The organism is Polaribacter sp. M10, assembly GCF_054968445.1.
Window position 1 is genome coordinate 112555 of the sequence record NZ_JBSSBG010000008.1, and the last position, 23121, is coordinate 135675.

The following is a 23121-nucleotide window of genomic DNA, read 5'->3' on the forward strand; positions in this document are numbered from 1 at the left end:
TTAAAAATAAATAAAATATTTTTTTATAGTTGATAACGTAGTCTTAAACTAATAAATCTTGGCATAATAAATCTTTCATTTACATTAAAAGAAATTATACTTTGTCCAACAGAAGTTTCTGAACCAGTACCTAATAAGTTACTACCTACTAATTCGTATTCCATTTTTGCATCTTTATCTTTTCTGTACGCAAATTTTGCGTTAAAGATGTTAAAAGAACTTTGTTTACTACCTTCTTGTCTAACTTCGTTAAAAGTATAATCTGCAGTAAGCGTTAAAGAGTTCCAGATATAAGCGTCGAAATTAATAGCTGGTGCGTGTGTAACAGTATTAATATCTTCTGTTCTTGCACTGTTTACTTGATCGTTAAAAGTTAAATTATAACTCAAACTAACGTTAGGTGCTTTTGTAAAGTTTGTACCAATTCTTGAGTTAAATCCTCTTGAAATGTTTTCGTTTGTATTTTCTTCAAGGTTTATAAATTGATAGCTTTTGTTGTATGAAAAGTTACCTCCAATTCTTGCTGTAATTTTTCGAATGGTTTTGCTTAATCTAGCAAAAGCTGTAAAACTTTCGTTGTCAAATGGTGAGTTAATACTTGTACTACTAGAAACTACAGAACTTGGTTCGAAAATTGTATTCGAATTTACTTGATCTATTGTTTTTCTATAATTAAGCCTTGCAAAAACACTACTGTTATTAAACAAGTTAAAACTTCTGTAAAACAAGCTTACATTATGGAAACTTGCATTTATTAATTCTGCATTACCTGCATAATAAGAACTATAACTGTTAGCTACAATACCTCTTGCAATTTGATTTACATCTGTAAAATTAACCTCTTGTTTGTAGCTGAATGTTAAACTCTCGCTACTTTTAAACTGCGCAATCGTTTCGAACTCTGGTAACACTTTTACAAAAGTATCTTTAAATGTTTCTGACCCATATTGTGTATTGTTAGAGTTGTAAGAGTGTACTGTAAAACCTGGAGTAATTGTAAAAATCCCAGTTTTTAAACGGTATCTTAAACCTGCATAAATATCTGTAAAATTATATTCGGTATCGTTTGTAGTTTCTGAACTGTCTATTCCTGAAATTGTAGGAGTAGGATCTACCTCAGAACCATCATCTAAAATTTGGAAAAAACGAGAATCGTAATTTTGTGAACTTAAAATAGTTCCTGTTACAAAGTTTAAATTACTTTTATCATTTAAGATATAGTAATAATCTAATTTTGCATCTAATTGATTCGATTTTACACGTCTATCTTGCTCTAAGTTGTAGTACATATTAGATCTGTCTAAACCTAAAGTTAAAGCAGTATCATCAAACCCATCTTCTAAGTCTTCTAAATCTTCGTCGTTAGTTGGGTTATTGTTAAAAGGATCATTCTCTAAAGAAGCCAAATAAAATGGATCTTCGTCTTGTAACAAATGTTTTACTTCTAAAGCAAAAATACTTTTTTCGCTTGCTGTATAAAAATAGCTGAAATCTTGATTTATAGTATATGGTGTCGCTTTTTCAGTCTCTGTAATATCACTTAAAACAAAAGAGTTTACATTATCGGTTCTAAATTCGTTAGAAAAACGACCAGAAACATTATAGTTTAATTGATTGTTAATGTTCTTTTTGTAAATAGTACTGAATCTGAATAAACCTGTATTACTAGTTTGATCTGTGCTATTATCTACAACATCATCTGGAGTATCTGGATCTATATAATCGATAGAATTAATATTTCTTTGTCCATTTGAGTTACTAGACCAGATTAAAAATCCGCTTAAATCTAACTTTGGATTAGGAGAATACGTAAAGTTTAAAGCTCCTAATTTAGTTTCAATTCGATTTGCATTTCTTGTACTTGCATTTAAAAATCCAATACCTGCATCTGCTAAATTAATGTTTGTACCATTAGATGGACTTTGACTTCGAAAACTACCACCAAAACTTCTGGCATCTCTTCTGCTAATTACAACTTCGCCCATGTTATTTACATCACCAATAATATTGATAGTGTATTTAGGAGTGTAATAAAATAATTTTGGCTGAAATAAATACAAACCTGTATCTGGAGAATCTCCTGCACCTGCTAAAACATCTCCAAACCAGAAATTCTTTTTTCCTTCTTTTAATTTAATATTTATAGCAACTCGATCTTGGTTGTTTTGTACACCACTTAATTGGCTAACATCTCCATAATTTCTTAAAACCTGAATTTTATCTACAGCATTAGAAGGTATGTTTTCTGTAGCTAATTTAGTATCTCCACTAAAAAACTCTTTACCATCTACCATTATTTTTTCTACAGCTTTACCTTCTACTTCTATTTGTCCATTATCATTAATTTCTACACCTGGTAATTTTTCTAAAACATCTTTCAGCTTTCTTTCAGAACCATTTTGAAAAGAATCTGCATTATACACAATAGTATCTCCTTTAATAGTTACTGGCATTTTAGCAACAATATTAATACCATCTAACATATTGTCTTCGTATAAGGTATAGTTTTTAGAAATGCTAGTTTCTTTAGTTTTAATAAACTCACTAATTTCTTTAAAACCAACGTAACTAATTTTTATATTATAGGTAGTGTTGCGTTTTAAATCTAATTTAAAGTTTCCATTTGCATCTGTAAAACCAAAAGAACTAATTGTTTTTGCTACAGTATCTAGAGCAATAACATTGGCCATTTCTAAAGGCTCTCCTATAGAATCTTTAACCACACCTCTTAAAGTAATTTGGGCTGTAGATATCCATGACACCATTAAAATGGTGAATAGTAATATTTTTTTCATTTGTTTGATTTGAATTAAAATAGTTGGGTTAAAAGCAATTTTGACGATTTTTAAAATCTTCTTCCACCACCTCTACTTCTGTTTTGAAAACGTTCTTTAAGTTCGTCTGTTTTTACTTTTATAATTTTATTGTACTCTTCTCTGTTTACTTTTTTACCTTTATTTGGCTTTTTTATTTCTAAAGTTTCAGACGGATTTAATACAATTTCTGTACATAACATTGTTGTTTTACCTGTATTTAATTCTAAGATTAACCCTGGTAATCCATAGTAAGAATCTGGACCTGAACTAACTGGAATTTGTGGTGTATACCATGCAGTAACTGCTAAAGTTCTAACTTCTGGTTCTTTTTCTTCTTCTTTTTTATCTGTATTATCTGCACCTCTTCTTCCTCTTCTACCAAAAATACTTCCAAAATCTACACTGGTATCTACTTTTACCAAAGTTGCTTTGTAACAAGTATATTGACCAATTTTTTTTGTTTCGGTACTTAACTGCCATTTAGGTTGATCCATTTCTTCAATAACTAAAAAACGTTTACTAAACATTTCAACGTCTTCAATCATTTCTTTTTCTTTAAGGTTTTTATAAATAGCGCCTTTTCCATTGCTAGAACCCCATCTTGGCCCACTTGTACCTGGAGCATCAAGTTTTACGTTTTCTTTAAACTCAGATTCTGTTTTGTTAAAACTTAAGGTGTATGTTTTTTCCAAGATGTTTTTCATACGAGCCATAATTTGCTTTTTCTCTTGCTCACTTCTTCCTTCAAACCTACTCATATCCATAGTAGTTTTAGACATGTAGGTTGCTTTACCTTGAAAGTCGCTTTGAGAAAATAAGATATTAGTTGCTAAAACTAATAAGAAAGTAAATACTGATTTCATCATTTTTATTTTTTTGTAAAAATATCGGTTATATGTTCAGTATGACTTAAAAAAGGTTTAAAAGTTTAAAAGCGTTGGGAAAACTTTAACACCTTTAGCCTCCTATTTTTACTCGAACTCCATTTCCCATTTCAAAACCATTTCTACTTTTAAATTTCTCCATCATTTCTTTTGATTTTTGTTCCTGAATTTCATCAAACTTGTTTTGGTTAACAACCTTACCTTTTGCTGGTTCTTGAATGGTTATTTTTTCTGACGGGTTTAAAATAATCTCAGTACAAACCATCATTTTTTTACCATCGTTAATTTCTAAAATTAAACCAGGTAACCCTTGGTAATTATCTGGCCCATTACTAATTGGTACTTGTAAGGTATACCAAGCAGTAGTTACTTTGGTTTCTTTTTTTATCTCTTCTTTGGTTTCTCCGTTAACAATGCTTATTTTTATACTTTCTACTTCTTCTGTATATGTAGCTTTATAACATGTATATTGGCCAATGTTTTTTGTTTCGGTAGTCATTTGCCAATTGTATTTTGGTAATGCGTCTTTTACCAAAAACACTTTACCCATTATTTCTGTTTGATTTGCAAATCTTTTTTCTTGAATGTTTTTATAATACACACTTGCTGCTCCAGAACCTCCAAAAGACATTACAACAACATTATTACCCCCAACTTGTGGCTTTGGTGCATCTAATTTTATATCTTCTTTGTAGGTAGATGTAGTTTTATCGAATTCTAAAATATATGTTTTTTGATACATTTTCTGAATTCTTTTTCTTAGCTCTTCTTGCATTTTATCATCTACACCTTTTTCATTATTCATTTTAAAGTTCGATTTCTGACTTGTTTTATAAATCGCTTTTCCTGTAAAATTTTGTGCTTGTAATGTGCAAACCAACAAAAGTGCAAATGCTGTGATAAAAGTTTTCATGATATTTAGTTTTTATAAGGTTTAGATAATTTTATTATGGATTGAATTCCTTTTTTAGATTTTAAAATTAAAGAGTCAATATTTCTAGATTGTCCACCTACTTTAATCGAGCTTTTAATTTTGTATTTCGATGCTGGATAACTTAAAGTAAAGCTCATTTCTATATTTTCGTTTTCAGTATCTTCGCTAAATACTCTTTTAATGCGCTCCCAATTTATAGTTTCTAATTCTTCTGCCGAATTTGCTTTAAAAGCCATTTTACTCACTTTTACATGTATCTCTTTATTTTCTTGCTCTTGCGAAAAACTAAATGGTGATGCTAAAATTGCCACCAATAAAAGGAATTTTTTCATAATAAATTATTTTAGATTATTGTTCACTACAAAGATGAGAATGATCTTTAGTTTTTTAGGTTAACAAGTGTTAACGAGTGTTAACCGACTAAATTTATAGCAATTACAACTTATATTTGTAATATGAATACCAAAAAATACAAATGGATTTTTTATTTAATAGCTACCACAATTATTACCACAATTGGGGTTCAGTTTTATTGGAATTTAAAAAACTACCAAGAAAACAAGCAAAGAGTTGCTAATGAAATTCAGTTAAGTTTAGACAATGCTATAGAAGAATATTTTTCTACTTTGGCAAAAAGCAAGTTTTTAACTATTATTAATAACGATACAGAACACGACCAAACTGTAAAAATTAAAAGCAATACTTCTTTCGATTCTATAATTTCAAAAATAAAAAACAGTTCAAATTCTAAAGAAAACGAAAAACCAAAATTTACTATTAATAGTATTCAAATTTCTTCGGATGAAAATTTTTCTCAAGAAAAAATAGATTCTATGATGTTGGAAACCAGAAAGATTGTAACTGAAATCAATATTAAAAAAGATTCGATAAATAATTTAAAACAAACCGATAATTCAATTACTTCTTACACCCAATTTACAGATGATAAAAACGGAATTCATTTTGATAAAAATGGCAATAAAACTGCAGTAAAATATTTTAAAGGAAAAAGAGCCGCAGATAGTTTAAAACTAATTACCAATCTAAAACCCATCTTTGTTTCGTTTTTAGATCAATCTTTAGATTACAATACAATAGATTCTTTAATAGAAAATCAATTAAACACCAAAGGTATTCACTTAAAAACAAGTTTTCATCATTTAAAAAAAGACACTATTTTTAAGAAAACCAAAGACACTACTTTAGTGGATAAAAAATTCTCAGTAAACTCAAAATCTACTTATTTAAAAGACAATCAATCTTATAAATTATATTACAGCAACCCAAATTACGAAGTGCTAAAAAGAAGTTTTGGTGGCATTTTTCTATCGTTAATTTTGTCTTTATTAATTATTTCTTGTTTGTTCTATTTATTAAAAATTATTAATCAACAAAAAGAATTAGCAGCTATTAAAAACGATTTAATTAGCAATATTACGCACGAATTTAAAACACCAATTGCTACAGTTTCTACAGCCATAGAAGCTATAGAAAATTTTAATGTTTTAGATGATAAAGAAAAAACCCAAAGATATTTGGCAATGTCTTCTGTACAATTAAAAAAACTGCATCAAATGGTAGAAAAATTGTTAGAAACTGCTACTTTAGATAGCGAACAACTAATGCTAAAAAAAGAAACTGTTGATGTTGTTGAAATGACAGAAAAACTTGTAAAAAAACACCAATTATTAGCCAATTACAAAGAGCTGCATTTTTCGTGGAACTTACAACCTAATTATGTAAATGTTGATGTTTTTCATTTTGAAAATGTAATATCTAATTTAATAGACAATGCCATAAAATATGGTGGAAATACTATTGAAATTAACATCAATTCTATTTTAAATTCAACAGAAATAACCATTGCTGATGATGGCAATGGAATTGAAAAAAATCAACAAGAAAAAATTTTCGACAAATTTTACAGAGTTCCGAAAGGAAATAAACACGATGTAAAAGGCTTTGGAATTGGCTTGTATTATTGTAAAAAAATTATCGAAAAACATACAGGAAGCATTGCGCTTTCTTCTGATAAAAAACAAACCATTTTTAAAATAACCATACCCAATGTCTAAAATAAAAGTACTTTTAGCCGAAGATGAAGCCAGTTTAGGAATGATTGTAAAAGAGAGTTTAGAAACTAGAAATTTTGTGGTTTATCATGCAGAAAATGGCGAAGAAGCTTACCAAATTTATCAAACTGAACAACCAGACATTTTAGTGTTAGATGTTATGATGCCCAAAAAAGATGGGTTTACTTTGGCTCAAGAAATTAGGCAAGAAAACAAGAATATTCCTATTATTTTTTTAACTGCAAAATCGCAAACTAGCGATGTTTTAGAAGGTTTTTCTATTGGTGGTAACGATTATTTAAAAAAGCCCTTTTCTATGGAAGAGCTTATTGTTAGAATTAAAGCATTATTGAATAGAATTGAATTAAAAACCAATGTAGAAACACTTAAAATAGGCGAGTATATTTTTAATTTTACCAAGCAAACTTTGGTACATTTAAATACAACAGAAACTTTAACACACAGAGAAGCGCAATTACTTTTTTATCTTTTTGAGAAAAAAAATGAAGTCTTAGACAGAACTTTTATCTTAAACAAATTATGGGGTAATGACGATTTTTTTAATGCCAGAAGTATGGATGTTTTTATCAGCAAACTCAGAAAAAAGTTAAAACAAGATACTAACATAAAAATTTTAAATGTTAGAGGTTTTGGATATAAATTGATTTGTTAACTATTTTAAAGCTATAATTTTTATAATTTAGCAGCACTTTTCAATTTTATATAACTTTAGAATATGCACGTTGCAATTGCAGGAAATATAGGCGCAGGTAAAACCACCCTAACCAAACTTTTAGCCAAACATTTTAACTGGAAACCTCATTTTGAGTCAGTAGACGAAAATCCTTACTTAGATGATTTTTACGGAGAAATGGAACGTTGGTCTTTTAATTTACAAGTTTACTTTTTAAATAGTCGTTTTCGTCAAATCTTAGAATTAAGAGAAACTGGTAAAAACATAATTCAAGACAGAACTATTTACGAAGATGCTCATATTTTTGCACCGAATTTACATGCAATGGGATTAATGACTAATAGAGATTATAGCAATTACAGCTCTTTATTTGAATTAATGGAAAACTTAGTGCAACCACCAGATTTATTAATTTACTTACGTGCAGACATATCAACGTTAGTTGGGCAAATTCACAAACGTGGTAGAGATTACGAAAATTCGATAAGTATCGATTATTTAAGTAGACTTAATGAACGTTATGAAGCTTGGATTTCTACTTACAAAAAAGGAAAATTATTAGTTATTGAGGTAGACAATTTAGATTTTGTATCTAATCAAGAAGATTTAGGGTACATTATAGACAGAATAGACGCGCAAATAAATGGGTTATTTTAAATAAAAAACCTACAATATAAAAAAGTAAAGAGACCGTTAAAAACGGTCTCTTTTTTTGTGATTAACTCACGCATGATAGATAGTCCCCCAACTTTCTATCAGATTTTAAGTGATGATTAATGCAACACTTCAATCTTGTTATCTACAATTTCCTTTACAGGAATAATTATGGTCTTATTTTCGACCTCTAAAATTACTGAAATATTATCAATTGACTTAATAATTCCTTCAAAATTTTCAGTTTTTATTTTATTTCCAACTTGTAAGTTTTTTCTAGAATAGTAACCATATAAAAGTCTTTTTATAATATCTCTAGATCCAAGGCCAAAAGAAATGGTAAAAGCTGCTAAAATCGACGCAAATATAATAGATAAATTGTTAGTAATCAAATCTGTATTTATACCTGCCTGATTTAAGGCTGTAACACTTACAATAACAGCAATTAAATAAAAAATAATGTTACCAACTAAATTGCCTCCTGTTAACTCTAAAGAAGCAAACATGCTAGCCACTGCTTTTTTAACCATATTTGCTAAATAAATACCTACTGCAAAAATGATTAAAGCACTTATTAATTTTGGCAAATACGCAATTAAATTACTCAATTGCTCAGAAACCATTTTTAAACCTAACAATTCTGATGCTACAATTACAAACACAAAAATTAAAATCCACTTTATAGTGGTAATAATAATTTTGGTAGGCTGAATTTTTATAGCGCTATTCCCAAAAATTTCATCAACATTTAATTTTTCTGGTAAAGTATCGATATTGGTAAGCCCTAATGCTTTTTTTATGATGTAAAGAATAAACTTTATAAAAAGCCAACCAATAATTAAAAAAGCAAGTCCTTTTAATAATTGCGGTAAAAAATTAACAAAATCGTACCACAGATTTTGTAAGAAACTAAAATCGAAATCCGATTGTAGTAAAATTAATAAAGAATTCATATTGCCATATTATTAGTTATTTTTCTTTTTTTGTTTGATTATTGGCCCCCAAAATGTCGCCAATTGTATTTGGATATTTCACCAAAAACAAATCAGCCACATCAATTGTTAGCTTTATCATATTAATGTCGTTCAATACTTTCTCTTTCAGTACTACTGGCACTTCATGATGATGCAATATTTTTTTAAAGGGATTCCCCATAGACTATAATTCGCCGTAAATACTTACCACTTTTTGTTTTGCTCTTTTAATACGCATTTTTACTGCACTTTCACCAATGTCTAAAGCCTCTTTAATTTCTTTAATACTCATATCATCTTGATATTTCATCAACAGAATCATTTTATCTTTTGGTTCCATTAATTCTAGCGCTTTCGCTAATTTATCAGACTTTAATTCAAACAAAGCTGCATCATCAATTTCTTGAGACACATCATCATCTTTAATAACATCAGTAACTACAGTTACTTTTTCTTGTTTTTTATGATTATTTCTTTGCACATAATTTACACAGAAATTATAGGTAAAAGAATACAACCATGTAGAAAACTTAGAGTTACCTTTAAACGTTTTTAACTTTATAAATAATCGAATAAAAACATCGTGCGTTAAATCTTCTGTTTCTTCTTTACTTTTAGCAAAACCATAACATTTATTATAAACAACTTTCGAGAACCTATCATACAATAGAGCAAACAATTGCGAGTTATTTGTTTCTACTATTTTAAAGACCAATTCTTCGTCTGTTAACTTATCTAAAGTACTTGCTTTCAATATCGATTACCTTTAAGACACAAAAAAAAGTAATACGTCACATTAATTTTTTAAAAAAAGTTAATCCGTAATTTTAACACGTTGAACGTGTCTTTTTACACTTTTAAAAAAAAATTAAAGATTTTGTAACATTTACATTAATTGTTACGTATAATAAGTTGTAGCAATACATTAATCCTTTAAAAAGTCAGAGAGAATTAGATGAGACAACTTAAAATTACCAAGCAGGTTACCAATAGAGAAACTGCATCCCTAGACAAATATTTACAAGAAATTGGAAAAGTAGATTTAATTACTGCAGATGAAGAAGTAGAGTTGGCACAGTTAATTAAAGCAGGAGATCAAAGAGCTTTAGAAAAATTAACAAAAGCCAATTTAAGATTTGTGGTATCTGTTGCAAAACAATATCAAAACCAAGGATTAACATTACCAGATTTAATTAACGAAGGTAATTTAGGTTTAATTAAAGCCGCAAAACGTTTCGATGAAACTCGTGGTTTTAAATTTATCTCTTATGCTGTTTGGTGGATTCGTCAATCTATTTTACAAGCCTTAGCAGAACAATCTAGAATTGTACGTTTACCATTAAATAAAATTGGTTCTATTAATAAAATTAACAAGATGTACGCTTTCTTAGAACAAGAAAACGAGCGTCCGCCTTCTGCAGAAGAAATTGCTAAGAAATTAGACATGACTGTTAATGACGTTAAAGAATCTATGAAAAATTCTGGACGTCACGTATCTATGGATGCACCTTTAATAGAAGGTGAAGATTCTAATTTATACGACGTTTTAAACTCTGGTGAGTCTCCAAACCCAGACCGTGTTTTATTACACGAATCTTTAAGAATTGAAATTAACAGAGCATTAGAAACACTTACACCAAGAGAAGCAGATGTAGTAAAATTATACTTTGGTTTAGGTGAGCACCAACCAATGACATTAGAAGAAATTGGTGAAACTTTCGATTTAACAAGAGAACGTGTTCGTCAAATAAAAGAAAAAGCAATCAGAAGATTAAAACATACTTCTAGATCTAAAATTTTAATGACTTACCTTGGTTAATCATTAAAATTCATAAAATTAAAAACTCTCAAATTCATTTTTGGGAGTTTTTTTTATTTGAAGCTATTCGCGCTTTCCATTCTATCTTTTTTTGCCATAAATTGAAGCAAAAAAAGGATGCCATTTCAATCACGGCTAAACTTGTTTGCTAGTCAATTACTATAATAAATGTAGACCTTTCCGATTTTAAAAACCTGAAAGGTCTTTTTAAATTTAAAAAATAACAATCTAAAGATCAGTTCATACAATTGGCTATTACAAAATAATTATCTTTGTAAAAATTCAAAAATAACTGATGAGTAATTTAATTGCACCTTCAATTTTAGCGGCAGATTTTGCCAACTTACAAAGAGACATAGAAATGGTAAACAATAGCGAAGCAGATTGGTTTCATATTGATATTATGGACGGTGTTTTTGTACCCAACATTTCTTTTGGAATGCCAGTTTTAAAAGCAATAAATAAGCACGCTACCAAAACAATTGATGTACATTTAATGATTGTAAATCCTGATCAATACATACAAACTTTTGCAGATTTGGGTGCAGATATTTTAACAGTGCATTACGAAGCTTGTACACATTTGCACAGAACAGTGCAAGCCATAAAAGCTGCAGGAATGAAAGCCGGAGTTGCCTTAAATCCGCACACACCAATTGCAGTTTTAGAAGACATAATTGTAGATTTAGATTTGGTTTGTATTATGAGTGTAAATCCAGGTTTTGGAGGGCAATCATTTATAGAAAACACCTATAAAAAAGTAAGCCAATTAAGACATTTAATTGAGTTTACAGATTCTAATTGTCAAATAGAAATAGATGGTGGAGTTACCAATAAAAACGCGAATAAATTAATTGAAGCTGGTGCAAATGTTTTAGTAGCAGGTAGTTTTGTTTTTGGCGCAGAAAACCCAACTGAAACCATTGCAGATTTAAAAAATATTGTTGCCTAATTGCTCTATTCTGTTGTAGACATAGAAACCACAGGAAATGGATATAAAGGTCAGAAAATAACTGAAATATCTATTTTTATTTTTGATGGAAAAGTTGTGGTTGATGAGTTTACATCCTTAGTAAATCCTGAGCAAAATATACCACCATTTATTACCAATTTAACAGGTATTACAAATGCCATGGTTAGAAATGCCCCTAAGTTTTATGAGATAGCAAAAAAGGTAGCAGAAATTACCAAAGACACTATTTTTGTAGCACATAATGTAAACTTCGATTACAATATAATTCAGGCAGAATTTAAAAGTTTAGGGTTCGATTTTAAACGCAAAAAACTCTGTACAGTTCGTTTATCTAGAAAAATAATTCCAGGATTAAATTCGTATAGTTTGGGTAATATTTGTTCTGATGAAAACATCCCAATTAATGGAAGACACAGAGCAAAAGGTGATGCTGAAGCTACTACAGAATTGTTTAAAAGATTAATTGAAAGAGATGATAAATTCATCATTAATTCTTTTTTAAATCCAAGATCTAGACAAGCTACTTTACCTCCGCTATTAGACAAAAAAGTAGTCGATAATTTACCTGAAACTTTTGGCGTTTATTATTTTAAAAATTTAGCCAAAGAAGTTATTTACGTGGGTAAAGCCAATAATATAAAGCAAAGAGTAATCAGTCATTTTTACGATAAAAAAAAGAAAGAGCAGAACATGTGTTTAGAAACTGCGGATATTTCTTATGTAGAAACTGGTAGTGAATTATTAGCGCTTTTGTACGAATCATCAGAAATAAAACACATTTATCCTAAATACAATAGAGCACAAAGAAGAGCTGGAGAAGCTGTTGGTTTATTTTCTTACGAAGATCAAAAAGGAATTTTGCACTTGGCTTATAATCGCTTAAAGTTAATACCAAATCCGTTAACCAAATATTACAATGTTTCTGAAGTTAGAAATCATTTGGAATATTTATGCAAAGAGTTTAACTTGTGTCCTAAATATTGCCATTTACAAACCAATGTAACCACTTGCTTTCATTATCAAATTAAAGAATGTAAAGGTATTTGTTGCAATAAAGAAACTGTAAGTGATTACAATATACGTGTAAAAAAAGCTATAAAATCAATAGGAATTGGCGCTGAAAATTTAGTGATTAAAGAAACTGGAAGAACTGAAAACGAAATAGGTTTTGCTCTAATTTTAGACGGAATTTATAAAGGTTTTGGTTATGTAGATAAATTACAAGCTGAGCAATTAATACAACCAGAAGATTATCAGTTTTTTGTGCAGCCTCAGAAAGATAACAGAGATATTCAGAGAATAATTAGTTCTTATTTAAAAAAGAAAGAAAATGAAAAAGTCAGCATATAAAATAAACATTATTGGTGCAGGTGTTAGTGGTTTAATTGCAGCTCAAATCTTAGAAAATTATGGATATCATCCTACAATACTAGAAGCTTCTAACTCAGTGGGAGGCCGTGTAAAATCGGAAGTTATAAAAGGACATACTATAGATTTGGGGTTTCAGGTATTGTTAACTTCGTATCCTGCAGCAAAAAAATATTTGAATTACGATCTTTTAGAATTGCAAAACTTTTTACCAGGAGCAACCATTTTTAAAGAAGGAAAATCACGCAGTATTGTAGATCCTTTAAGAAACATTTCTCTATTATTGCCAACAATTTTTTCTTCTGTTGGTAATTTTTCTGACAAAACAAAAATCTTAAAGTTAAACACAAAACTAAAGAGAAAAAATATAGCACAAATTTTTAACTCAAAAGAAACATCAACTTTAGAATATTTACAATATTTTGGTTTTTCTGAAGCTATGATTAACGATTTTTTTAAACCTTTTTTTAGCGGTATTTTTTTAGAACCCAATTTAGAAACCTCGAGCAGAATGTTCGAATTTGTTTATAAAATGTTTGGTGATGGTTATGCTGCTGTACCTAAAAAAGGAATTCAAGAAATTCCGAATCAATTAAAATCGAATTTAAAACACACAACTTTTAAATTTAACACACCAGTAAAAGAGGTAAAAGACAACCAAATTATTTTAAATAATGATAAAAAAATTGAAAGCCATATTACCATTATTGCTACAGATGCTTCTAGTTTAATTGGCAACTTAAAAAACCAAGAAACTGCATGGAAAAGTTGCGATACTTTATATTTTGAAACTCATAAAAGAATTATAAAAAAACCTTTAATTGGTTTAATTGCCGATAAAAATGCATTGATTAATAATATTTTTTATCATACAAGTTTGTCCGAAGAAAACAAAAATGATAAAGAACTGTTATCTGTAACTGTTGTAAAAGATCATAATCTAAATGATTTAAATCTCATTTTAAAAGTAACCGAAGATTTAAAAATTTACTGTGGAATTGATGTAAAAAAATTTATAAAACACTATAAAATTAAAAAGGCATTACCCAAATTAACCAACTTACAATATGAGATTTCAAGTACAGAAACCAAGTTAAAATCCACTATATTTTTAGCAGGAGATCAGCTTTTAAATGGTTCTTTAAATGCGGCTATGATTTCTGGAGAAAGAGCGGCTTTGGGTGTTATACAAACTTTAGAAGATGGTTTAATTACAGACGAACTAACCTCTGAATATTCATCATAAAAAAAACCTCAAAACAAATCTTATCAGATTGTTTTGAGGTTTCAAATATATAAAAAACAATAAATTACACCTTTACTTCATTACCCCCTCAATAAAATAAGTGGTGTAAATCTATTCATTTTTATTCAGCAATTTTGTTGTCTTCTAGCAATTCTTTTTCTGTATTATTTTCTTCTTTGTCTTTACGAAGTGCAAAGGCAAATAATGCAACTTCTGCAAGTAATAAAGCAATTTTTAGCTTTTTACTTTTACTTACAGCTGCAGTTAATCCTAAAATTTTTGTAGCAATCATAATTTTTATTTTTTTGTTACTTCAAAAGTACAAGGTTTGTACTTTGTAGATTAATGCATTTCATTTAAAAAGTAACGCAAATAAAAAATCTCAAAATGTAAAATTTTGAGATTTGAATATTTTAGAAAGAAAAGTGAGCTTAAATTCCGTCTCCTAATTCTTTTAATTTTTCTGTGTTTTCGGCTAACATTAATTCGTCAATAATTTTCTGAATATCGCCATTTACAATGTTAGACAAATCGTATAAAGTTAAATTTATTCTATGATCTGTAACTCTACCTTGTGGATAGTTGTAAGTTCTAATTTTTGCACTTCTATCTCCAGAAGTAACCATAGAACCACGTTTTGCAGCATCTTCTGCTTGTTTTTTTGCCAATTCTAAATCGTATAAACGAGAACGTAAAACTTTAAATGCTTTCTCTTTATTTTTATGCTGACTTTTTTGATCTTGACATTGTGCCACTAAACCAGTAGGTATGTGCGTTAAACGAACTGCAGAATAGGTAGTATTTACAGACTGACCTCCAGGACCTGAAGAACAGAAAAAATCGATTCTTACATCTTTTGGATTGATCTCTACATCAAATTCTTCTGCTTCTGGAAAAACCATACACGTTGCTGCAGAAGTATGCACACGACCTTGTGTTTCTGTTTGTGGCACTCTTTGTACACGATGCACACCTGCTTCAAATTTTAACGTTCCGTAAACATCATCTCCATTTACTTCGAACTGAATTTCTTTAAAACCACCATTTGTACCTTCAGAATAATCTACTGTAGAAACTTTCCAGCCTTTACTTTCGCAATATTTGCTATACATTCTAAACAAATCTCCAGCAAAAATACTGGCTTCATCACCACCTGTACCCGCACGTAATTCTACTACTGCATTTTTAGAATCTTCAGGATCTTTAGGTATTAGCAAGAATTTTATTTCTTCTTCTAATTCAGGAATTCTAGCATTGGCCTCTTCAATTTCCATTTTTGCCATTTCTGTCATTTCAGCATCAGAACCATCAGCAATAATTTCTTTAGCTTCTTCTATATTGTTGGTTAAGGTTTGGTATTCATCACCTTTTTTAACAACATCACCTAAATCTTTATATTCCTTCATCAATTGCGCATAACGTTTTTGATCCATAATGATTTCTGGCTGAATAATTAAATCAGAAACCTCATCATAACGTTGTTTTACAATTCTTAATTTATCTAACATCTTGTCCTCTTTTCTTGGATTGCGAATTTACAATTTTTATAGGTATATTTGGAAAAAACCATTCTATTTTTATGAAAAAGCTTTTTATTTTATGCGCATTTTTATTGATATTTTCTTGCAATAGCAATATCAACAAAACACAAAAACCTACTTTTTTAATTGGCGAATGGAAACGATTGAATGACAAACCTGGCAGCCAAACTTACGAAATGTGGAATACAAATTTGGTAGGTATGGGATATACCATAAAAGATAAAAAACGGTCTTTTCAAGAGATTTTAAGTATTATTTCTATTAAAGACACTTTGTATTTAGAGGTTAAAGGCGTTAACGAAAAACCAACTTTATTTAAGTTTACAAATCAAACAGATACATCTTTTGTTTGTGAAAATCCTGATAATGAGTTCCCGAAAAAAATAAAATATATACTAGACAATAAGCAATTAAAAGCTTCTGTTTCTGATGATGATTTTAGAATTGATTTTATTTTTGAAGCTACAAAAAATTCTTTCTAAACATGCAAATATTACTACTTTAAAATTGTAAAATAAAAAGTTGTTCCTGAATCAACTTCACTTTCTATCCAAATTTTACCCTTGTAATAATTCACTATTTTTTTAACTATAGATAAGCCAACACCAGAAGACAAACTGGTACTTTCTAATTTGGTAAATACGTTGAAAATTCTATCAAAATAATCAGAATGAATCCCAATTCCATTGTCTTTTACAAAAAACTCATAGTATTCATTTTTATCAGTTACACCAACTTCGATAAGTCCTTTTTCTTGGTTACTGAATTTAATTGCATTATCTAACAAATTGATAAAAAGCTGTTTAAACCTCCAAACATTACCATATAAAATTGGCAATTTATCTTGTATTTTAATATTGATATGTTCTGGAATTATAAGACTTTTTACAACTTCATCTAACATAGAATTAAAATCGATATCTCTGTCTTCGTTTTCTAATCGATCTATGGTTGAATAGTCTAAAATTCCTTTAATTAAAAGATTCATTTTCTCTACATTTAAAGAGATTTCGTTTAAAAGTTGAGAAAAATCTTCTGGTAAATTATCTTTATGATCTTCTATAAACCAATCAATTAAAGTTTGTACATTAATTAAAGGGGCTTTTAAATCGTGAGAAACTGCATGCGCATATTTGTTTAATTCTTCGTTTTGATGAGATAGATTTTTTAATAGTTCTTCTTTTTTCTTTTCTTGTTCTTTTATAAGCTCTTCGTGCTCTTTTCTTTGAATTACATTTACCAGCATATTTGCATAAACAAAAAGTATATCTTTTTCATTTTCTGCATATTTATTTATTTTTCTAACAGAATCGAAACCTACAAAACCAATTAATTCATTGTTTTTTATTTTAGGTATCACTATTAGACTTTGTATGCCTTGAGGCTCTAAAATAGCTCGTAAACCTAACTCGCCATCTTTTGGCAACTTACTAACATCTTCTACATAAAAAGCCTCACCTTTTCTATGTGCTTCTAACCAATGAGGTATATATTTTAAAGGAATATTTTGTAAATTTTCTATTTCTGGCTCAATTCCGTTTGCACACCATTCATACGTATTACTTGTGGTGTTATTTACAAAATCGTAAGAAAAAATATAACTTCTATCTGCTTGTACAAACTCTCCTATTTGTTTTAAAGATGTACTTACAAGCTCATCTATATTCGATAAATCTGAATTAATATATTTGGTTGAAATACTAATTAATAGATCTTGAAAGCGTAATTGACGTTGAATAATTTGATTCTTCTCATCATTATTTTCTATTTCATTTGCCCCTTTTTTATCCATAAAGTTTTATTTTTTTGAAAAGTGTAACATACACACTTTGTATAAATACAATAATAAAAAAAATTATTGAGTTAAAATTACAGAATATACTCTAAAAATCCTATTGAATTAAAAAACTCCAAATATTTTATCTATCTGAAGCTTTGTTTATTACAAATCAACGTTTATCCACACTTTGAAGAACCACATTCTTGACAAGTTAAACATCCTTCTTGATAAATTAAATCTGTAGAATTACAATTATCACAGGTTTGTCCTTTTGCTTTTGTACCATCTTCTACATAACGTTTTAAAGCTCTTTGCACACCGTTTTTCCAAGTGTTGATAGAAGCTGTGTCTAGTTGCAAACTATTAATTAAATCGACAACTTTATCAATTGGCATTCCATGACGTAAAGTACCCGAAATTAGCTTTGCATAATTCCAAAATTCTGGATTAAACTTATGAGACAAACCTTCTATAGTGGTTTTATAACCTCTTTTATTTTTGTACTGAAAATCGTAACGAGAAGCACCATTTTCGTCTCTGTTTTTAATAATTACTCCTTTTTCTACAGAACGTGGAATTAAAATTCCGTCTTCATCATCTACCAAACCCGTAAAAATTTCATAAGGTTTGTGATCAAAAATACCTACAAAAGCAATCCATTTTTCTTTTTGATTTTGAAAACGAACCACATCTGCCTCTAATTCTACAGGTCTTTTTTTAGGAAAACCTGCATTAATTGTTTTGTCTTCGGTTTTATCATCCGTAGAAATTAAAACGCCAGCTCTAGAACCATCTCTATACACAGTAACTCCTTTACAACCAACTTGCCAGGCTTTTAAATACAATTCGCCCACCAAATCTTCTGTAACATTATTAGGTAAATTTACAGTTACACTAATGGAATGATCTACCCATTTTTGAATGGCGCCTTGCATGGTTACTTTACTTAACCAATTGATATCGTTTGATGTGGCTTTGTAATATGGCGATTTTTTAACAAGCTCGTTTAATTCTTCTTGCGTAAAGTTTTTAGAAGAATCTATGTTATTTACTTCCATCCATTGTTTAAATCGATGATGAAAAACTACATATTCTTCCCAAGAATCGCCAACTTCATCCACAAAATCAACGCGAACATCTTTGTCATTAGGATTTACTTTTTTTCTACGTTTATAGACTGGCATAAAAACTGGTTCTATTCCAGAGGATGTTTGCGTCATTAAACTTGTTGTTCCTGTTGGAGCGATGGTTAGCAAAGCAATATTTCTACGACCATGTTCTAGCATTTCGTAGTACAATTTGCTATCGGCTTCTTTTAAGCGCAAAATAAACGGATTTTCTTTTTCTCTAGCTGCATCAAAAATTGAAAAAGCACCTCTTTCTTTGGCTAAATTTACAGAAGCTCTGTAGGTTTCTACTGCCAACGTTTTATGAACTTTGGTAGAAAATGCATTGCCTTTTTCACTTCCATAACGAATTCCTAAAGCCGCTAACATATCTCCTTCTGCAGTAATTCCAATTCCTGTTCTTCTACCCTCATAAGCTTTTTGTCTGATGTTTAACCACAGATTTTTTTCTGTGGCTTTTACAGTATCTTCTTCAGGATCTGCATCAATCTTTGCTAAAATTCCATCAATTTTTTCTAACTCTAAATCAATGATATCATCCATCATTCTTTGAGCAACAACAATATGTTTTTTAAATAATTTAAAATTGAATTCTGCCTTTTCTGTAAACGGATTTTCTACGTAAGAAAATAAGTTAATTGCCAACAAACGACAAGAATCATAAGGACATAAAGGAATTTCTCCACAAGGATTTGTAGAAACTGTTTTGTATCCTAAATCTGCATAGCAATCTGGCACAGATTCGTTAATGATGGTATCCCAAAATAAAATTCCGGGTTCTGCGGATTTCCAAGCATTGTGTACAATTTTTTTCCAAATTTTAGTAGCTTCTATCTCCTTTGTATACACAGGGTTTTTACTAAATGTTGGATATTTTTGCGTGTACTTTTCATCGGCTTTAACAGCTTTCATAAAAGCATCATCTATTCTTACAGAAACATTGGCTCCAGTAACTTTTCCTTGTTCTAATTTAGCATCGATAAAATCTTCTGCATCTGGATGATTGATAGAAACCGACAGCATTAAAGCACCTCTTCTACCATCTTGTGCAACTTCTCTGGTTGAGTTTGAGTAACGCTCCATAAAAGGCACAATTCCTGTGGAAGTTAACGCAGAATTTTTAACAGGAGAACCTTTTGGACGAATGTGAGATAAATCGTGCCCAACACCACCTCTACGTTTCATTAACTGCACTTGTTCTTGGTCTATTTTTAGAATTCCGCCATAAGAATCTGACTCGCCATTATTACCAATTACAAAACAATTAGACAAAGATGCTATTTGAAACGGATTCCCAATTCCGGCCATAGGACTTCCTTGAGGAACAATGTATTTAAAGTTTTTAATGACATCAAAAATTTCTTGTTCGGTTAACGGGTTTTTATATTTCTGCTCTATTCTTGCAATTTCTGATGCAATTCTTTGATGCATTTCATCTGGTGATTTCTCGTAGATATTGTTCAAAGAATCTTTTAACGCATATTTATTTAACCATACAGAGGCTGCTAATTCATCGCCTTTAAAATATGTTTTTGCAGCTTGTAAAGCTTCTTCTCTTGAATACGTTTTTGTTTGAGAAAGCACAGTTTTAGATTTCATTATTTTTGGTAGATTAAGTTTATTTAGAAGAAATAAAATTCCTTAAAAAACGAAACTTAAAAGATGATAATTATCATATAGTTTCCAATAAAATATTTTAAACACCTGTCTAATAGGTAATTAAAAACTTATCAACAGAAAAAAGTTAACAAATAAATTATTTTTTTTTAAATAACAAAAAAGAGATTAGTTTTTAAATACTAATCTCTTTTAATAATCTTTTATGAAAAAAAGTTACAACTGTGCTTCTTTTCTTCTAATTCTAATTTTCATTGTTCCTTCAATTGGTTCATTAGAAACAAGAATTAAATATCCAGCTCCACCAGCTCCTGCTAATTTCCAAGCAGATGCTTTATCACTATATTTTTCAATCTCTTTTTCAATTCTATTATTCACCATTTTAGGAAACATTTTAGTTTGAGCATTAAAAGATCTTAAAAAACCTTTAGAAAATCTCTTAAAATCTTTCTCTTTAATAGCTTCCCAAACTTCTTCTGATGCAACTGTTAATTCCTTAACATTTTCTTCATTAATATAAGTTTCCTCTAAAAGATCTAAACCTTTTTCTCGTGGCCACAAAGTAACCATACTTAAATGTTTCTCTAACCAAGAAAGTGCTTCTTCTTCGTGTACAGATTCAAATTTTTCTGGCCAATATGCATTGTTATAATAATGTCTTACAAGACCTGGCATACAAATACCTATTGCATCTTGTGCTCCTGAAATAATTTCTGAACCTGGAGTATTTTCAAACTTAAATAAAATTTCTGCTAATTTTTCTGGCTTATCAATTGGCAAATAATATGGCCAAATTTTCTTTGCAGCATTTCTTGTAGACGTAGACATACCACATCTTTCATTATACTCAAAAATTGGTTCTAAAGATAATGTTATTGCCCAACCTGGAGCATATTTTGATACATAAGGTTGGTCTATCCAAGTACCTGCTAAATCTATTCTATAAGGTAAAGAACAATTATCTGCAGAACGAATTGCTGTTGTAGATCTTTCTGGTAATTCTGCATCTGGTATTCTTTTTAAAACATGGAGTTCTATACCTAATTCTTTGCATAAAGTTTCTTTTTCTGACGTATAACCATCTTCATTTACAATAAAGTAATCTGGTTTTAATTTTATTAGATCTTCTTTAAAATCTAAAATTCCAGAGCCAGAATTTACAAAGGATTTTGTAACATACTTTATGGCGTTAATCATATAAATTCTTTCTCTTTCAGAATTTATAGTTTTTCTGCCTTTTAAATCGTATACTGTAGCATCAGAACCAATACCTACATATAAGTCACCATAAGAAGCTGCCTGCTTAAAAAAAGCAACATGACCACTATGTAACATATCAAAACATCCTGAAACAAATACCTTTTTTCCCATTTATTTTTTTTAATTATAGTCAAATATACCAAACTCGCTTTTAATAGTTAACTTCTTTTTTTCTGATGCTTCTACTCTACCTACTATTTTAGCATCAACATTAAAAGATTTGGAAATAGAAATAATGTCTTCTGCAATTTCTGGAGACACATAAATTTCCATTCTATGACCACAATTAAATACTTGATACATTTCTTTCCAATCTGTTTTAGACTGTTCTTGTATTAATTTAAACAATGGCGGAATTGGAAACATATCATCTTTTACAATATGCAAATTATCAACAAAATGTAAAATTTTGGTTTGTGCACCTCCAGAACAATGAATCATTCCATGCACTTTATCCGAAGAAAAATGGGATAAAATTTCTTTGATAATTGGTGCATACGTTCTTGTTGGTGATAACACTAATTTACCAGCATCAATAGGAGAATCTTTTACTTCATCAGTTAATTTAGTATCTCCTGAATATACCAATTCTTCTGGTACAGCAGCATCAAAACTTTCTGGATATTTATCTGCTAAATACTTATGAAATACATCGTGTCTTGCAGAAGTTAAGCCATTAGAACCCATACCTCCATTATATTCGGTTTCGTAAGATGCTTGTCCAAAAGATTCTAAACCAACAATAACATCACCTGCTTTTATGTTTGCGTTATCAATTACATCAGAACGTTTCATTCTTGCAGTTACTGTTGAATCTACAATAATTGTACGCACCAAATCACCAACATCTGCTGTTTCTCCTCCTGTAGAATGAATGGTAACTCCGAATTTTTTTAAATCTTCGATTAGCCCTTCTGTACCGTTAATAATTGCTGATAAAACTTCGCCAGGAATTTTACTTTTGTTACGACCAATGGTTGATGATAACATGATATTATCTGTTGCGCCAACACATAACAAATCGTCTATATTCATAATTAACGCATCTTGCGCTATGCCTTTCCAAACAGAAATATCTCCTGTTTCTTTCCAATACATGTAAGCCAAAGAAGATTTTGTACCTGCACCATCTGCATGCATTATTAAACAATAATCATCGTCATTTGTTAAATAATCTGGTACTATTTTACAAAATGCTTTCGGAAACAAACCTTTGTCTATATTCTTAATTGCATTGTGCACATCTTCTTTTGATGCAGAAACACCTCTTTGTGCGTATCTTTTAGAAACTTCTTGACTCATATTATTGTATTGTGAATTGCAAATTTAACCTTTTGAATAAAAAACAACTAAAATTAAATG

Annotated in this window: 21 protein-coding genes; 8 read left to right on the top strand and 13 right to left on the bottom strand. The window is 29.6% G+C overall.

The window, feature by feature from the left end:
* Positions 1–23: 23 nt before the first annotated feature.
* From ACWYN7_RS09545 to ACWYN7_RS09560, 4 genes are all read right to left on the bottom strand, one after another.
* Positions 24–2795, bottom strand: a complete 2772-nt coding sequence (locus ACWYN7_RS09545; RefSeq protein WP_462859694.1) for a carboxypeptidase-like regulatory domain-containing protein — start codon at positions 2793–2795, stop codon at positions 24–26.
* A 50-nt stretch (positions 2796–2845) separates the two neighbouring features.
* Positions 2846–3679 (bottom strand): GLPGLI family protein, encoded by an 834-nt coding sequence (locus ACWYN7_RS09550; protein WP_462859695.1) that lies wholly within the window; start codon positions 3677–3679, stop codon positions 2846–2848.
* Between the two features lie 94 nt (positions 3680–3773).
* A complete protein-coding gene (locus ACWYN7_RS09555) occupies positions 3774–4613 on the bottom strand; it encodes a GLPGLI family protein (RefSeq protein WP_462859696.1) in 840 nt (279 codons plus the stop codon).
* Between the two features lie 5 nt (positions 4614–4618).
* A complete protein-coding gene (locus ACWYN7_RS09560; RefSeq protein WP_462859697.1) occupies positions 4619–4966 on the bottom strand; it encodes a hypothetical protein in 348 nt (115 codons plus the stop codon).
* Positions 4967–5089: 123 nt separating this feature from the next.
* Here ACWYN7_RS09560 and ACWYN7_RS09565 point away from each other — a divergent pair, with 123 nt between their 5' ends.
* From ACWYN7_RS09565 to ACWYN7_RS09575, 3 genes are all read left to right on the top strand, one after another.
* Complete coding sequence (locus tag ACWYN7_RS09565; RefSeq protein WP_462859698.1) at positions 5090–6709, top strand: sensor histidine kinase; 1620 nt, start codon at positions 5090–5092, stop codon at positions 6707–6709.
* Positions 6702–7379, top strand: a complete 678-nt coding sequence (locus ACWYN7_RS09570) for a response regulator transcription factor (RefSeq protein ID WP_462859699.1) — start codon at positions 6702–6704, stop codon at positions 7377–7379. Before ACWYN7_RS09565 ends, ACWYN7_RS09570 begins: the two co-directional genes overlap by 8 nt.
* A gap of 63 nt (positions 7380–7442) precedes the next feature.
* Positions 7443–8057, top strand: coding sequence for a deoxynucleoside kinase (locus tag ACWYN7_RS09575; RefSeq protein ID WP_462859700.1), 615 nt, complete (start codon positions 7443–7445; stop codon positions 8055–8057).
* Between the two features lie 116 nt (positions 8058–8173).
* Here the strand turns inward: ACWYN7_RS09575 and ACWYN7_RS09580 are convergent, their stop codons facing one another.
* Genes ACWYN7_RS09580 through ACWYN7_RS09590 form a run of 3 tightly spaced genes read right to left on the bottom strand, consistent with a single transcriptional unit; the run spans position 8174 to position 9782 of the window.
* Positions 8174–9007: a mechanosensitive ion channel family protein gene (locus ACWYN7_RS09580; RefSeq protein WP_462859701.1), complete on the bottom strand. Its 834-nt coding sequence runs from the start codon at positions 9005–9007 to the stop codon at positions 8174–8176.
* Between the two features lie 16 nt (positions 9008–9023).
* Entirely contained in the window at positions 9024–9209 is a 186-nt protein-coding gene (locus ACWYN7_RS09585) for a hypothetical protein (RefSeq protein WP_462859702.1), read from the bottom strand.
* A 3-nt stretch (positions 9210–9212) separates the two neighbouring features.
* Positions 9213–9782, bottom strand: coding sequence for an RNA polymerase sigma factor (locus tag ACWYN7_RS09590; protein ID WP_462859703.1), 570 nt, complete (start codon positions 9780–9782; stop codon positions 9213–9215).
* Between the two features lie 201 nt (positions 9783–9983).
* Here ACWYN7_RS09590 and ACWYN7_RS09595 point away from each other — a divergent pair, with 201 nt between their 5' ends.
* The 4 genes from ACWYN7_RS09595 (at position 9984) to ACWYN7_RS09610 (ending at position 14434) form a co-directional block, all read left to right on the top strand.
* The gene (locus tag ACWYN7_RS09595; RefSeq protein ID WP_018942691.1) at positions 9984–10847 is read left to right on the top strand and encodes a sigma-70 family RNA polymerase sigma factor; all 864 of its coding nucleotides are present in this window, start codon (positions 9984–9986) and stop codon (positions 10845–10847) included.
* 295 nt (positions 10848–11142) lie between these two features.
* Positions 11143–11799, top strand: a complete 657-nt coding sequence (gene rpe / locus ACWYN7_RS09600) for a ribulose-phosphate 3-epimerase (protein ID WP_462859704.1) — start codon at positions 11143–11145, stop codon at positions 11797–11799.
* Positions 11800–13170, top strand: a complete 1371-nt coding sequence (locus ACWYN7_RS09605; protein WP_462859705.1) for an exonuclease domain-containing protein — start codon at positions 11800–11802, stop codon at positions 13168–13170.
* On the top strand, positions 13151–14434 hold the full coding sequence (locus ACWYN7_RS09610; RefSeq protein WP_462859706.1) for an FAD-dependent oxidoreductase: 1284 nt from the start codon (positions 13151–13153) through the stop codon (positions 14432–14434). Before ACWYN7_RS09605 ends, ACWYN7_RS09610 begins: the two co-directional genes overlap by 20 nt.
* A 121-nt stretch (positions 14435–14555) precedes the next feature.
* Here the strand turns inward: ACWYN7_RS09610 and ACWYN7_RS09615 are convergent, their stop codons facing one another.
* On the bottom strand, positions 14556–14726 hold the full coding sequence (locus tag ACWYN7_RS09615) for a hypothetical protein (RefSeq protein ID WP_462859707.1): 171 nt from the start codon (positions 14724–14726) through the stop codon (positions 14556–14558).
* A gap of 139 nt (positions 14727–14865) precedes the next feature.
* Positions 14866–15942 (bottom strand): peptide chain release factor 1, encoded by a 1077-nt coding sequence (prfA, locus tag ACWYN7_RS09620; RefSeq protein ID WP_459484671.1) that lies wholly within the window; start codon positions 15940–15942, stop codon positions 14866–14868.
* A 71-nt stretch (positions 15943–16013) separates the two neighbouring features.
* Between prfA and ACWYN7_RS09625 the strand changes: the two genes are divergently transcribed.
* The gene (locus ACWYN7_RS09625) at positions 16014–16457 is read left to right on the top strand and encodes a DUF6265 family protein (RefSeq protein WP_462859708.1); all 444 of its coding nucleotides are present in this window, start codon (positions 16014–16016) and stop codon (positions 16455–16457) included.
* A gap of 14 nt (positions 16458–16471) precedes the next feature.
* On the opposite strand, the gene ACWYN7_RS09630 is transcribed toward ACWYN7_RS09625, so the two are convergent.
* From ACWYN7_RS09630 to ACWYN7_RS09645, 4 genes are all read right to left on the bottom strand, one after another.
* On the bottom strand, positions 16472–17767 hold the full coding sequence (locus ACWYN7_RS09630; RefSeq protein WP_462859709.1) for a GAF domain-containing sensor histidine kinase: 1296 nt from the start codon (positions 17765–17767) through the stop codon (positions 16472–16474).
* Positions 17768–17931: 164 nt separating this feature from the next.
* Positions 17932–20481, bottom strand: coding sequence for an adenosylcobalamin-dependent ribonucleoside-diphosphate reductase (locus tag ACWYN7_RS09635; RefSeq protein WP_462859710.1), 2550 nt, complete (start codon positions 20479–20481; stop codon positions 17932–17934).
* Positions 20482–20715: 234 nt separating this feature from the next.
* Positions 20716–21870, bottom strand: a complete 1155-nt coding sequence (locus ACWYN7_RS09640; RefSeq protein ID WP_462859711.1) for an adenylyltransferase/cytidyltransferase family protein — start codon at positions 21868–21870, stop codon at positions 20716–20718.
* A gap of 9 nt (positions 21871–21879) precedes the next feature.
* Positions 21880–23061 carry an AIR synthase related protein gene (locus ACWYN7_RS09645; RefSeq protein WP_462859712.1) on the bottom strand — a complete coding sequence of 394 codons (1182 nt, stop codon included), beginning with the start codon at positions 23059–23061 and terminating at the stop codon, positions 21880–21882.
* Positions 23062–23121: the final 60 nt, after the last annotated feature.

What these genes read in the sequence shown, in the direction of transcription:
- ACWYN7_RS09545 (WP_462859694.1), bottom strand. Translation starts at nt 2,795, where the DNA reads ATGAAAAAAATATTACTATTCACCATTTTAATGGTGTCATGGATATCT.
- ACWYN7_RS09550 (WP_462859695.1), bottom strand. Translation starts at nt 3,679, where the DNA reads ATGAAATCAGTATTTACTTTCTTATTAGTTTTAGCAACTAATATCTTA.
- ACWYN7_RS09555 (WP_462859696.1), bottom strand. Translation starts at nt 4,613, where the DNA reads ATGAAAACTTTTATCACAGCATTTGCACTTTTGTTGGTTTGCACATTA.
- ACWYN7_RS09560 (WP_462859697.1), bottom strand. Translation starts at nt 4,966, where the DNA reads ATGAAAAAATTCCTTTTATTGGTGGCAATTTTAGCATCACCATTTAGT.
- ACWYN7_RS09565 (WP_462859698.1), top strand. Translation starts at nt 5,090, where the DNA reads ATGAATACCAAAAAATACAAATGGATTTTTTATTTAATAGCTACCACA.
- ACWYN7_RS09570 (WP_462859699.1), top strand. Translation starts at nt 6,702, where the DNA reads ATGTCTAAAATAAAAGTACTTTTAGCCGAAGATGAAGCCAGTTTAGGA.
- ACWYN7_RS09575 (WP_462859700.1), top strand. Translation starts at nt 7,443, where the DNA reads ATGCACGTTGCAATTGCAGGAAATATAGGCGCAGGTAAAACCACCCTA.
- ACWYN7_RS09580 (WP_462859701.1), bottom strand. Translation starts at nt 9,007, where the DNA reads ATGAATTCTTTATTAATTTTACTACAATCGGATTTCGATTTTAGTTTC.
- ACWYN7_RS09585 (WP_462859702.1), bottom strand. Translation starts at nt 9,209, where the DNA reads ATGGGGAATCCCTTTAAAAAAATATTGCATCATCATGAAGTGCCAGTA.
- ACWYN7_RS09595 (WP_018942691.1), top strand. Translation starts at nt 9,984, where the DNA reads ATGAGACAACTTAAAATTACCAAGCAGGTTACCAATAGAGAAACTGCA.
- rpe (WP_462859704.1), top strand. Translation starts at nt 11,143, where the DNA reads ATGAGTAATTTAATTGCACCTTCAATTTTAGCGGCAGATTTTGCCAAC.
- ACWYN7_RS09610 (WP_462859706.1), top strand. Translation starts at nt 13,151, where the DNA reads ATGAAAAAGTCAGCATATAAAATAAACATTATTGGTGCAGGTGTTAGT.
- ACWYN7_RS09615 (WP_462859707.1), bottom strand. Translation starts at nt 14,726, where the DNA reads ATGATTGCTACAAAAATTTTAGGATTAACTGCAGCTGTAAGTAAAAGT.
- prfA (WP_459484671.1), bottom strand. Translation starts at nt 15,942, where the DNA reads ATGTTAGATAAATTAAGAATTGTAAAACAACGTTATGATGAGGTTTCT.
- ACWYN7_RS09625 (WP_462859708.1), top strand. Translation starts at nt 16,014, where the DNA reads ATGAAAAAGCTTTTTATTTTATGCGCATTTTTATTGATATTTTCTTGC.
- ACWYN7_RS09630 (WP_462859709.1), bottom strand. Translation starts at nt 17,767, where the DNA reads ATGGATAAAAAAGGGGCAAATGAAATAGAAAATAATGATGAGAAGAAT.
- ACWYN7_RS09635 (WP_462859710.1), bottom strand. Translation starts at nt 20,481, where the DNA reads ATGAAATCTAAAACTGTGCTTTCTCAAACAAAAACGTATTCAAGAGAA.
- ACWYN7_RS09640 (WP_462859711.1), bottom strand. Translation starts at nt 21,870, where the DNA reads ATGGGAAAAAAGGTATTTGTTTCAGGATGTTTTGATATGTTACATAGT.
- ACWYN7_RS09645 (WP_462859712.1), bottom strand. Translation starts at nt 23,061, where the DNA reads ATGAGTCAAGAAGTTTCTAAAAGATACGCACAAAGAGGTGTTTCTGCA.